A 12839-nucleotide genomic window follows, 5' to 3' on the forward strand; every position below is an offset into this window, starting at 1 on the left:
GTATTCTCAACAACTGAAAAACGGCAAACTAACTGAACACACACGTTCCAGTTAGTCGCCATTTCCATATGTATTATTGCGTTTTTACTTTCTTTCCATATTCACGAACGATATCAAATTTACTATCATCAGATTTAACATATCCTTCGTGCGAATATACTTCTTTAATGATTTTGCGACCTTCCTCATCCTTTCCAATTTCGATGAAAGCATCTTGCAATTTCTTGCTCCACTCTGCATCTAAATCAGAGCGTACAGAAATCGTATCGTTTGGAATTTTCTCCGTAAATTTCACTATTTTCGTTTGATCAAATATGCTTGGATAATCTTTCTTTACAATATTACGAGCATCTTGGAATACTACAGCTGCATCTACATCACCATTTAATAGAGCAATAAGTGACTGATCGTGACCTTTTAATGTAACAGGTTTCACATCTTTTAACGGGTCAATGCCCTCCTTTAACAATACAGCCGCAGGCCATACATACCCCGCTGATGATGTTACATCTTGATAACCAATTTTTTTACCTTTTAAATCTTTTACACTGTTAATATTAGAATCTTTCTTAACAACAAACTCAGATTTATAAAAATCTACTAAATCTTTTGTCGGAGCTCCAGTTTCATCCTCTACCCCAAAACGTTGTGCCTGTAAAATTACATTTGCAGCCTTTTTCTCATGCGCTAACACATACGCTGTTGGAGGTAGAAAACCTACATCTACTTGCTTAGATGCCATTGCCTCTACAATTGTATTGTAATTCGTTGAAATACTAACTTTTACCGGAATGTTTAATTTATCACTTAATAGCTTTTCCAATGGTTTTGCCTTAGCCTCTAACGTATCTGCATTTTGAGAAGGAACAAATTGAACATTTAACGTCTTCGGTACATAACCTTTTTTCGTATCTTCATTTTTACTTGCACTTGATTCCTTCGTTCCACAGCCACTTAATAATCCCGCTGCTAGTACAACTGTTGTGCTCATTGCAAAAACTTTTTTCAACATGTTAATGCCTCCATTTTTCATTGTTATAAAATAACCTTTCATAAACATGAAGAAATATATCACACATTTTTACAAATAATTGCTTATTTACAGAATCTTTACACATTCTATACACTCACATTAAAATTCTCTTCATATATTTGATATGATTAACCTGAAGATAACGATAGAAAAGGTGAATGATGTTGAATCCAAATCAAATTGTAACTTTAAACATCTTATTAACGAGTGATATACATGGTACTGTTTATCCACTTCACTACCAAGATAACTCACAAGCAGAAATTGGTTTAGCTAAAATTTCTACTCTTATAAAAAAAGAACGTTCCCAACATACAAACGTTCTTTTAATTGATAACGGTGATTTCATACAAGGAACACCATTTACTTACCACTACGCTACATACGAAAACGATAAGAAAAATCCAATGTCCTTATTAGCCAACTATTTAAGTTATGATGCTGCAGTTGTTGGAAATCATGAATTTAATTATGGAATGGATATATTAAATAATGCTGTGACTACCACAAACTTCCCGTATCTATCAGCAAATATTTTAGATAAAAATATAAAAAAACCTTATTTCGGGAAACCTTATATAATAAAACAGGTTGAATCAAATATAAAAATTGCTGTTTTAGGAGTAACAACGCATTACATCCCAAATTGGGAACAAACCCACCATATTAAAGGTTTACTATTTAAAGATGCATTAGAAACAACAAAAAAGTGGGTTTCTTACATCCACGAACACGAGAAACCAGACTTACTAGTCGTAGCCTATCACGGAGGATTTGAGCGTGATTTACAAACCGGATTACCGACGGAAGTTTTAACAGGTGAAAACCAAGGATATGCAATGTGCCATGAAATTGAAGGCATAGATATTTTACTAACAGGCCACCAACATCGACAAATCGCCCACACAGCGATTAATGGTGTAACAATTTTACAGACCGGATGCAACGGGCATTCAGTTGGAAAAGTAACAGTAACATTCGAAAAATCAGAACAGCAGTGGGTAAAAAAAGAAAGTTATTCAGAGTTGTTGACGGTGCAAGGAATTGCGGCAGATCCAAACGTTCTTTCCTTGGTATCTGATTATGAAGAGAATACACAAAAATGGCTTGATCAACCTATTGGAATCATTCAGGGGGACATGCAAATTTCAGATGCTATGCAAACTCGTTTGCAAGACCATCCTTTTATTGAATTTATAAATAAAATACAGATGGAGATAGCTAATGTTTCTATTTCTTGTACAAGTTTATTTCATAATGAAGCAAAAGGTTTTCCAAAACATATTACAATGCGGGACATCGTTTCTAATTATATTTATCCAAACACATTAAAAGTTATTCGAGTGACTGGAGCGGATATAAAAGATGCTCTCGAGCTCTCTGCTACTTATTTCACATTAAATGATAACGGAAATATAATCGTTAATCCTGCGTTCATAGAGCCAAAGCCTGCACACTATAATTACGATATGTGGGAAGGGATTTCATACGTATTAAACATTTCAAAACCAATCGGTGAAAGAGTAGGGTCTTTACAGTATAAAGGTGCTCCTCTTGACATAAATGAAGAATATGACGTTGTTATGAATAATTATCGCGCAAGCGGTGGCGGGAACTTCTTTATGTTTCAAAATAAGCCCGTAGTAAAAGACATACCAACAGATATGTCTGAACTTATCACTAACTATATATTGAAGTATAAAAGGATAGAAGCAACAAATAATAACAACTGGAAAGTTATTAAATAACGATTTTAACAAATAAAAAAGATGGGCTTCGCCCATCTTTTAATTTAATTTTGCATTATCTTGCTTTTTTAAAGCTTTTAATTTCGTCGGTGTAACATCTGTACCTTCTTCGTTAACGACTTTAATTCCTTTAAGTTCGTTTAACATATTTTGACGAAATCCTTTTAAATATTGTTCACGTAGCGATTGACGCTCACGTTGTTCTTCTTCAGTTAAACCTTCAGCTTTTGCTTTTTTCGCTAAGAAGTTAATGCGTTCAACGAGTTCGTGATTAATCATCTCGAATCCCCCTTCTAATCAAAACTGATTATTATCATACAATAGTTACTCTTCTTTATCAAGCAATTGCTTTGTATACTCTACATATCTACGATGTACAGTCGCTTTTGAAACATTATGACCAAATCCACGAAGCGTTGCCGCAATTTCTTCGAAGGTGAGTTCGCTCCTACGCAAACGTACAATTTCCTCAATTGGCACTTCTTTCTTCTCTCGTCCTACGCTTAAATGACGATTTTTCAAATTATTTTCTGGGCGATATCCCTTTTCTACTGCACGTTGCATACCACGTTTAATTTTCAAGTTATGAATCTTTCTTTGATATTCTTCAACAATCCCAATTATATCTAATACCATCGAATCAGAATCTGAAAGCTGTAATTCACCATTATGAGTATGTGTATACACATTTATTCCCTCTTTATGTAAACAGTGCATTAATGCAATCTTCGCATTCCCCCTACCAAGGCGCGTTTCATCTTGTATAAGTAGCACATCAATTTGTTCGTCTCGAATCGTATCCAACACTTCTAATATACCGTCACGTTCAATTGTATAGCCACTAGCTTGCTCTTCAATCACCTTTATAACATTCATTTGATAGCGCTCAGCTAAATGCAATAATTCATCTTTTTGACGTAATAATGATGTTTCCTGCGCTTCTTTTGTTGTACTCACACGCGCATAAATAATTGCATTCATTTTGAACCCCTCTTTCTCGCCTTATTTTCCCTCTAGTGTAACATAAATCCGCCTTTTGTTCGAACTTATGTTTGTAGAATGTTTTTTCGCATGTTATACTTATTAATAAGAAAAATGAAAGCAAACGAGGTGTTAGAAAACATGGAAAAGTTAACGAAACGCCAGCAAGACATTCTCGACTTTATTAAGCTAAAAGTACAAGAAAAAGGATATCCACCTTCCGTACGTGAAATCGGTCAAGCAGTCGGCCTCGCTTCTAGTTCTACAGTGCACGGACATTTATCACGACTAGAAGAAAAAGGATACATTCGACGCGATCCAACGAAACCACGAGCGATTGAAATTTTAGGTGTAGACCGAATCGATACAGAAACACAATCTGTTATTCAAGTTCCAATCGTCGGAAAAGTTACTGCCGGTTTACCGATTACAGCAGTCGAAAGTGTAGAAGAGCACTTCCCACTTCCAGCTAGTATCGTTTCTGGATCAGATCAAGTGTTTATGTTACGTATTTCTGGAGATAGCATGATTGACGCTGGTATCTTTGATGGTGATTTAGTTGTCGTTCGCCAACAACAATCTGCATACAACGGTGAAATTGTAGTTGCTTTAACAGAAGATAACGAAGCAACTGTTAAACGCTTCTATAAAGAAAAAGACCATTTCCGACTACAACCGGAAAACTCTTCATTAGAACCTATCATTTTAAAACAAGTGTCAGTTATCGGTAAAGTAATTGGCGTATATCGTGATTTACATTAATAATAAAAGAAGATAATTCCGTTATTTTTAGGAATTATCTTCTTTTATATTTTGATAGATTACATTTTTTCATTTCGCAACCCAATAAAATTGTAATAAAAGAAAAACCAAAAACCCTTGATACCAGTCGTATCAAGGGTTTAAATCTCTTAGTATAGAGACATATATTGATCGCGTTCCCATTGGTGAACTTGCGTGCGGAAAATGTCCCACTCAATCTCTTTTGCTTCGATGAAGTGCTCAAGTAAATGATCTCCTAATGCACCGCATACTACTTCATTAGATTGTAATGTAACTAATGCTTGCGCTAATGTTGCTGGTAAGTCAACGATACCTGCTTCTTCACGCTCTTCTTTTGTCATTACATAGATGTTACGGTCTACTGCAGCTGGTGGAGTTAATTTGTTTTTAATTCCATCAAGACCTGCTGCTAATAATGTAGCCATTACTAAATATGGGTTTGCAGCTGGGTCAACACTACGTACTTCTACGCGTGTACTAATACCACGAGATGCAGGGATACGTACTAATGGGCTACGGTTTTGTGCAGACCATGCTACGTAACAAGGTGCTTCATATCCAGGTACTAAACGTTTGTATGAGTTTACAGTTGGGTTTGCTACCGCTGTAAATGCTGGTGCATGTTTTAAAATACCTGCGATGAAGTGACGAGCATCATCACTTAATTGTAAATCACCGTTTTGATCGAAGAATACATTCTCACCATTTTTGAATAGTGATAAGTTACAGTGCATACCTGAACCGTTCACACCGTATAATGGTTTTGGCATAAATGTTGCGTGTAAACCATGTTTACGAGCGATTGTTTTTACAACAAGTTTGAATGTTTGAATGTCATCACATGAGCGAATTGCGTTTGCATATTTAAAGTCAATTTCATGTTGACCTGGTGCAACCTCATGGTGAGATGCTTCAATTTCAAAGCCCATTTCTTCAAGTTCAAGAACGATATCACGACGACAGTTTTCCCCTAGATCCATCGGCGCAAGGTCGAAGTATCCACCGTTATCGTTTAATTCTAATGTTGGATTTCCTTTTTCATCTACTTTAAATAGGAAGAACTCTGGCTCTGGTCCAAGATTGAAATCTGAGAATCCTAAAGCTTCCATTTCTTTTAATACACGTTTTAAATTGTTACGTGGATCTCCTTCAAATGGAGTGCCATCTGCATTGTAAATATCACAAATTAAACGAGCTACTTTACCTTTTTCAGCTGTCCAAGGGAAAATTACCCAAGTATCTAAATCCGGATATAAATACATATCAGATTCTTCAATACGTACGAAACCTTCAATAGAAGATCCATCAAACATCATTTTGTTATCAAGAGCTTTCGTTAATTGGCTCACTGGAATTTCTACGTTTTTAATTACTCCTAAAAGGTCCGTAAATTGTAAGCGGATATACTTTACATTCTCTTCTTTCGCCAAACGGAAAATATCTTCTCTTGTGTACCTAGCCATTATAAATTCCTCCTTAGTCCCTCTAAACACCTTCAGAATCAGTTGTTTTTAGTGAAAAAACCTTGAAATGTCACCTTGTCGCAATGAAGTTCGATTAAATCTACCTGTATGTTGTAGTTCATCTCGAAGTATTTTGCGAAGCTCGGTTTTTGAAATTTCTTTCGTTTCTTCTTTTACTTTCACTGCTTCTGTTTGATTTTCTTTCATTAGTAACACTTGCTTAATACCAGCCATATTCAAGCCTTGATCTAATAAATCTTTAATCTCTAACAACTTATCTACATCGTTAAATGAAAATAACCTACGATTCCCCTTTGTACGGGTTGGAGAAACAAGATTATGCTCTTCATAGTAGCGAATTTGACGTGCAGACAATTGTGTTAAATCCATAACAATACCAATAGGAAACAGCGGGGCAGAACGTCTATCTTCTTTCATTTCAGTTCCTCCTTCGCCTTAACTGCTTCTCATTTTATACCATGTTATGTTTAGTGTCAATAGATGTTAGCTTTTCTTACATGGTTTTTTTAGAATTTTTTTCACTCGTTTTTCTAATGCCACAAATCATTACTTCCATACAAAAAAGCCGTCGATTTCGACAGCTTTCCTTTAAGAAATTGTTAACAAATTCTTTTCAATCAATTCATCGATTGCAGAACAAATCGCAATTTTAACATGCGAGTACGTTAATCCACCTTGCACGTATGCAACATAAGGTGGTCGAATCGGACCATCAGCAGACAATTCAATACTCGCACCTTGAATAAACGTTCCTGCAGCCATAATCACATCATCTTCATAGCCAGGCATATAGTTTGCATACGGAGTAAAATGAGAATTAATCGGAGATGCATATTGAATAGCTTGGCAGAACGCAATCATACGATCTTTATCATCAAATTGAACAGATTGAATTAAGTCTGTTCTTGGCGCATTCCACGCTGGCGACGTGTTCATTCCTAACTTTTCTAAAAATGCCGCTGTAAAAATCGCACCTTTTAGTGCTTGTCCTGCAACATGCGGCGCTAAGAAGAAACCTTGATACATTTCTTGTAAGCTGTATAAAGATGCCCCAGCTTCTGCCCCGATCCCCGGAGACGTCAAGCGATATGCACAAGCTTCAACATACTGCTCTTTCCCGACAATGTAACCACCAGTTTTAACAATTCCCCCGCCCGGGTTTTTAATAAGCGAACCTGCCATTAAATCTGCACCAACATGACACGGCTCTTGCTCTTCAATAAACTCGCCATAACAATTGTCAACAAATACAACAACATCAGGTTTAATTTCTTTAACAAACGCAATCATCTCTTTAATTTGAGAAATAGTAAACGACGGACGAGTAGCATATCCTTTTGATCGCTGAATACCGATCATCTTCGTATTACTATGAATCGCAGCTGCAACAGCTTCAAAATCCACAAGTCCCTCTTCAGTTAATGAAACTGCGTTATAACCAATATTATATTCTTTAAATGATCCTACACCTTTTCCGCGTACACCAACGATTTCTTCTAACGTATCATACGGTTTGCCAGTGATGTACAACAACTCATCTCCCGGGCGCAAAACACCAAATAAAGCTGTTGAAATCGCGTGTGTTCCCGAAATAATTTGCGGACGAACAAGACCCGCTTCAGCTCCAAATACATCAGCATACACCTTTTCTAACGTGTCACGACCAATATCATCATAACCGTAACCTGTCGTTGGAATAAAATGCGAATCACTAATCTTATGTTTACGAAAACTTTCTAATACACGAAATTGATTACTTTCAATTACTTCATCTGCACGCTTATGTACTTCCGTAATTTGACTTTCCACTTCTTTTACGATTGGAGCAATTTTTTCTCCATTTTTCAAACGATCAAACATTTTTATTTTCTCCTTCTTCCACTAAAAATCTCTTCAATTGCCCATTAAGCGACGAATGAGCAAATATATATCCTGTACAATCGTACACAAACTCTTCTTCTAAAAATTCCATTTTTGTTAGCACCGTTTCCGTTTTTAAAAGTGTTAACAATCTACCTTCACTAGGCGGGAGTTTCACTTGATAAACAACCATTTCTTCCTTCATCTTCGTTTCTATCGCTTCTTTAATACGTAATAAATCATTTTCTTCAAAAGCACTCGTCATTAAAAAATCACTTTTTGGAAACGGAATAAAATTTTGATGCAATTTATCTTTTTTATTATATAACGTAATAATAGGAATATGATTAATTTCAAGATCTGACAATAGTTGTTTTACCGTTTGCTCATGCCCTACATAATTAGAGTCTGCCGAATCAACAACATGTAAAATAACATCCGCTTCACCAGCTTCTTCTAACGTAGATCGAAAAGCAGCAATTAGTGACGTAGGTAAATCTTGTATAAAGCCAACCGTATCAGTCAAAAGCACGGTATAACCAGAAGGTAACGGCATCTTCCTTGTTGTCGGATCTAACGTTGCAAACAATAAGTTTTCTTCAAAGGTATCCGCTTCCGTTAATCTATTAAACAACGTAGATTTCCCTGCATTTGTATATCCAATTAATGAAACTTGAAACACTTTATTATCTTTTCTTCTCTCACGATATCTTTTTCGATGTTCCACAACAACCGCAAGTTGTTTCTTAATTTCATCCATACGGGATCGAATATGCCGACGATCCGTTTCAAGCTTCGTCTCCCCCGGTCCTCTTGTACCAATACCACCCCCAAGACGCGACAAAGATAACCCTTGTCCCATAAGGCGCGGCATTGTATATTGCAACTGAGCTAACTCTACTTGAAGCTTACCCTCTCTCGATTTCGCACGTTGCGCAAAAATGTCTAGTATTAACTGCGTTCGGTCAATCACTCTTGCATCTAATACTGAAGATAAATTTCGAATTTGACTCGGCGTTAACTCGTTATTAAATATAATAACAGCGGGTTCTAATTCTTCAGTTAACATCGTAAGCTCTTCTAGTTTACCTTTCCCTATATAAGTCGCCGGATGAAACTTCGGACGTTTTTGGGTTATTGACACTAACACTTCTGCTCGCGCAGTCTTCGCTAACGATGCAAGCTCTTTCATGGAATGCATGAATTTTTCATCATCATCTTGCGACAATTGACAGCCAACTAATATGACTTTTTCTTTTTCTTCCATCAAATATGTTCACTCATCCTTTTCGAAATTTAAACCTTCTAATATAATAGCAGAGGAAGCACATTTCATCTAGTTAGCGGGGGAGAAAATTCATGGCATGGGAGATTTTTAGCATCATAGGCACAATCGCCTTCGCACTAAGCGGAGCCATTGTTGCAATGGAAGAGGATTATGATATTTTCGGGGTGTATATTTTAGGAATGGCAACCGCATTTGGGGGAGGTGCCCTTCGTAATTTACTAATTGGTTATCCAATCGTTGCATTTTGGCAACAAGACATGTTGTTCCAAATCGCACTTTTATCAATGACAATTATTTTTCTTTTTCCAAATAAATTAATTAGACATTGGAAAAAATGGGAAAACATTACGGATGCTATCGGCTTATCAGCATTTGCCGTACAAGGAGCATTATATGCTCAAAAACTAGATTTACCAATTAGCGCTACAATCGTAGCCGCTGTTTTAACTGGCATCGGCGGTGGTATCATCCGTGATCTTTTAGCCCGCAGAAAGCCTCTTGTCCTTCGAGCTGAAGTATATGCTTTTTGGACAATTCTAGCAGGCTTCTTAATTGGCGCTAAAATTATCGTTAGCGATTGGGCTCTTTACACCTTATTCATTTTAATTGTTTGCTTCCGCATGGTTTCTATTCATTACAAATGGCATTTACCGCATAGACGTATCGACACAAAAGAACGTTCAATGCATAAATAGCAATCTAACCTCTTTACATATCGTAAAGAGGTTTTTCTTTTCTAACGTTTTTTTCTTTATAAGAGGTTTTTCTTTTCTAACGTTTTTTTCTTTATAATATGTTCATACTAATCCTCAAAGCGAGGTGAATACAAATGACAAACCATGTTAATAAAGGAGCTCAAAAAAGCTCAGTAAACCAATTTGGGCACGATCCAAATTCCGCACACGAAAAGAGCGCTAAAATGGAACGCTTCCATAAATCTTACAAAGAAAAAGCAAAAAAAGAGTAACTGTACTTATGCACAAAAAGCAGACGCACAGTTTACGTACTGTGCGTCTCCTCTTCAAACATCAAATCACCGCTTGATATCCCAATTAAATCATACTTATCATATGCATCTTCTTGTAACAACCGCATAGCTTGTGTACGAATTGATTTTTCAACAATATTCCGCACATATCGCCCGTTGCTAAACGATGTAATTTGCGACGAATACTTTACAGCGTGTAAATGATCTCTAAATTTCCACTCAGCTTCCTTTGATAACTGGTATTCACGTTCTTCATACATTCTCTTCCCAATTTCCAATAACTGATTTACCGAGTAATCCGCAAACTCAATAATAAACGGAAAACGAGATTGCAGTCCTGGATTTAATGAAAGGAAGTGATTCATCTCCCTTGAATATCCAGCCAAAATCAATACAAAACCATGTTGTTTATCTTCCATATGTTTTACAAGTGTATCGATCGCTTCCTTCCCAAAATCCTTCTCTCCCCCTCGTGCTAAAGAATACGCCTCATCAATAAACAAAATACCTCCCATCGCTTTTTTTATTAAATCTCTTGTTTTTTGAGCTGTATGGCCGATGTACTCTCCTACAAGATCAGCACGTTCCGCTTCAACTAAGTGCCCTTTTGACAGAATATTCATCTCAAATAACAACTTCCCTATCATTCTAGCAACAGTTGTCTTCCCTGTACCTGGATTCCCTTTAAACAACATATGGAGCACTTGCTTTTCAGATTTCAATCCCATCTCTTGTCTTTTTTTATTTACATAAATCCAAGCATATATTTCTTTTATTATCTTTTTTATATCGTCCATCCCAACAAGCTTTCCCATCTCTTCTTCAATTCTCTGTAACATTTCATGTTTAGTAGTTGTTTCACTTGAAATTACTGTTTTATTTTCTGATGCCGGCAAAGAAATTTTCTTTCGATGGTTTAACACAATGTTAATTTGATTGTTATTTTTCTTGCGCATCGATTGTTCCATACAATCACCTCATTTTATCCATTCACCACATATTATTATCCCCATCCCCTTATACATGCCTATTTTCAGAAAAGTTTGCTATAATATAAGAAATAATGAAGGTGGTGGGACTATGGAAACAACGGAATTCCATGATACAATACAAGCCTTTTCTATTTTTTTATTAAATAAAGGCCGAAAATCTTCAACTATTAAACGGTATGTTTACGACATTGAAGATTTCGGACATTGGTTAGAAAAAAACAAAAAGCTGCCTTCCAGTAATATATGGGCTACACTTTGTACAAAAGACTACGAAGATTATTTTTCTGACTTAAAAAAGAATCGACATTACTCTGATAAAACAATGCACCGTGTATTTATTGTACTAAATAGAATGTACTACTTTCTCAATATCCCCAATCCATTAAAGGACATGGAAATTGTTATCCAACCGAATCGTGCCTTACGTAGCGAAGATTTCATCTCGTCCGACGAAGAGAAAAAATTAAAGCATATAGCCACTTCATTAGAAGGACTTTCAGAAAAACAACGTCCCGTGCGACCGTTATTAATGGATCGTAATATCGCTATTTTAAATTTACTAATAGACTACGGACTATCCTTACAAGAACTAACAGCACTAACTATGCATCACGTCCACTTCGAAACTAACACTTTGTCTATCCCGGCAACTGCAGGAGTAGAAAGAACAATCGCATTAACAATTGAAGACAAAAAGCAACTGTACACGTATTACAAAAGCATACCCGAACCAGTTCGTCCTAAATACCATAGCAACGATCCATTGTTTGTCGCATTCGATTTTAACCGCGGAACATACAGATGGGTCTATGAAAATGATGCACCAAAAGGATTAACAGAAATCGCTATCCAAAAAATGATTCGACTCGAAGTAGCTAGAGCTAATTTACGCAAAGGAATCTCAGGACAACACTTTCGTAACACCTATATTTTAAACTTAATACAAAAAGAAACTCCGGAATCAGAAATAGTAAAACTAGCTGGATTCAAATCGAAAATTTCACTAAAACGATATTATCAATACGCAGAAAATAGAAAAAACGCCTTGAATTAAGGCGTTTTTTCTATTTTTTCTTTAAACAAACAATTTTATTATGACCATTTAACTATTTTTTGCATCTACTATGATGAGTTTCGTTCACATTCTCATTAGAAAGGAGAGATTTAATGTCTCGTTATAACGACAATGAAAATAAATACTCCAAGCCATGCTTTCCAAGTAGCGCCGGACGAATCCCAAATACCCCATCAATCCCAATTTCTAAAGCACAAATTAGAACATTTCGAGCAATCATTAACGATTTAATAAAAATAATTCCAAAACTTTTCGCTAATCCATCTTCCAAAAACATTGAAGATCTAATTGATACATTAAACCTACTAAGCAAATTCATCTGTTCGCTAGACGCTACTCCCCCCCTGAAAGCACAAGGATTAGCTATTATAAAAAACTTAATAACTATATTAAAAAATCCAACCTTCTTACCGGATGCTGTATTTGTTGAACTCCAAATTTTAATTAATTACTTACTTTACATTACAAAGTTATTCCGAATTGATCCTTGCACACTCCAAGAACTCCTTAAATTAATTGCAGAGCTACAAACTACTCTAGTTAATTCAGCTTCGTTCGGCATAGGACCTACTGGACCTCGAGGTAACACTGGTGCCACTGGACCTCA

The 12839-nt window shown here is 36.1% G+C and carries 14 protein-coding genes; 6 read left to right on the top strand and 8 right to left on the bottom strand.

Features of this window, described 5'->3' with window-relative positions; translation table 11 throughout:
- Positions 1-73: 73 nt before the first annotated feature.
- Positions 74-1012 (bottom strand): phosphate/phosphite/phosphonate ABC transporter substrate-binding protein, encoded by a 939-nt coding sequence (locus COI75_RS22640; protein ID WP_000915060.1) that lies wholly within the window; start codon positions 1010-1012, stop codon positions 74-76.
- 185 nt (positions 1013-1197) lie between these two features.
- Here COI75_RS22640 and COI75_RS22645 point away from each other — a divergent pair, with 185 nt between their 5' ends.
- On the top strand, positions 1198-2781 hold the full coding sequence (locus COI75_RS22645) for a bifunctional metallophosphatase/5'-nucleotidase (RefSeq protein WP_001069270.1): 1584 nt from the start codon (positions 1198-1200) through the stop codon (positions 2779-2781).
- Positions 2782-2820: 39 nt separating this feature from the next.
- Here COI75_RS22645 and COI75_RS22650 read toward each other — a convergent pair whose 3' ends face one another.
- Together COI75_RS22650 and COI75_RS22655 are read right to left on the bottom strand one after the other, a co-directional pair.
- Complete coding sequence (locus COI75_RS22650) at positions 2821-3060, bottom strand: DUF896 domain-containing protein (protein ID WP_000607015.1); 240 nt, start codon at positions 3058-3060, stop codon at positions 2821-2823.
- 45 nt (positions 3061-3105) lie between these two features.
- Positions 3106-3762, bottom strand: coding sequence for a YneB family resolvase-like protein (locus COI75_RS22655; protein WP_000991466.1), 657 nt, complete (start codon positions 3760-3762; stop codon positions 3106-3108).
- Between the two features lie 141 nt (positions 3763-3903).
- Between COI75_RS22655 and lexA the strand changes: the two genes are divergently transcribed.
- Positions 3904-4524, top strand: a complete 621-nt coding sequence (gene lexA / locus COI75_RS22660) for a transcriptional repressor LexA (RefSeq protein WP_002095410.1) — start codon at positions 3904-3906, stop codon at positions 4522-4524.
- A gap of 149 nt (positions 4525-4673) precedes the next feature.
- On the opposite strand, the gene glnA is transcribed toward lexA, so the two are convergent.
- The 4 genes from glnA to hflX all read right to left on the bottom strand — a co-directional run bounded on the left by glnA (position 4674) and on the right by hflX (position 9156).
- Positions 4674-6008, bottom strand: a complete 1335-nt coding sequence (glnA, locus tag COI75_RS22665) for a type I glutamate--ammonia ligase (protein WP_000135340.1) — start codon at positions 6006-6008, stop codon at positions 4674-4676.
- A 48-nt stretch (positions 6009-6056) separates the two neighbouring features.
- The gene (gene glnR, locus COI75_RS22670; RefSeq protein ID WP_000656783.1) at positions 6057-6446 is read right to left on the bottom strand and encodes a transcriptional repressor GlnR; all 390 of its coding nucleotides are present in this window, start codon (positions 6444-6446) and stop codon (positions 6057-6059) included.
- Positions 6447-6617: 171 nt separating this feature from the next.
- Positions 6618-7889, bottom strand: a complete 1272-nt coding sequence (locus COI75_RS22675) for a methionine gamma-lyase family protein (protein ID WP_000460308.1) — start codon at positions 7887-7889, stop codon at positions 6618-6620.
- Positions 7882-9156: a GTPase HflX gene (hflX, locus tag COI75_RS22680; protein ID WP_000391428.1), complete on the bottom strand. Its 1275-nt coding sequence runs from the start codon at positions 9154-9156 to the stop codon at positions 7882-7884. The genes COI75_RS22675 and hflX overlap by 8 nt, the downstream gene beginning before the upstream one ends.
- A gap of 92 nt (positions 9157-9248) precedes the next feature.
- On the opposite strand from hflX, the gene COI75_RS22685 reads away from it, so the two are divergent.
- Together COI75_RS22685 and COI75_RS27030 are read left to right on the top strand one after the other, a co-directional pair.
- On the top strand, positions 9249-9872 hold the full coding sequence (locus COI75_RS22685) for a trimeric intracellular cation channel family protein (protein WP_000312264.1): 624 nt from the start codon (positions 9249-9251) through the stop codon (positions 9870-9872).
- Positions 9873-10006: 134 nt separating this feature from the next.
- Positions 10007-10144, top strand: a complete 138-nt coding sequence (locus COI75_RS27030) for a hypothetical protein (RefSeq protein ID WP_000181507.1) — start codon at positions 10007-10009, stop codon at positions 10142-10144.
- 32 nt (positions 10145-10176) lie between these two features.
- Here COI75_RS27030 and spoVK read toward each other — a convergent pair whose 3' ends face one another.
- The gene (spoVK, locus tag COI75_RS22690; RefSeq protein ID WP_000438194.1) at positions 10177-11133 is read right to left on the bottom strand and encodes a stage V sporulation protein K; all 957 of its coding nucleotides are present in this window, start codon (positions 11131-11133) and stop codon (positions 10177-10179) included.
- Positions 11134-11245: 112 nt separating this feature from the next.
- On the opposite strand from spoVK, the gene COI75_RS22695 reads away from it, so the two are divergent.
- Positions 11246-12211, top strand: a complete 966-nt coding sequence (locus COI75_RS22695) for a tyrosine-type recombinase/integrase (RefSeq protein ID WP_000450333.1) — start codon at positions 11246-11248, stop codon at positions 12209-12211.
- A gap of 113 nt (positions 12212-12324) precedes the next feature.
- A partial coding sequence (locus COI75_RS22700) for a collagen-like repeat preface domain-containing protein (RefSeq protein ID WP_141530818.1) occupies positions 12325-12839 on the top strand: 515 nt, incomplete at its 3' end.

Origin of the sequence: Bacillus cereus (genome assembly GCF_002564555.1) — a bacterium.
GTDB classification, from domain to species: domain Bacteria; phylum Bacillota; class Bacilli; order Bacillales; family Bacillaceae_G; genus Bacillus_A; species Bacillus_A cereus_K.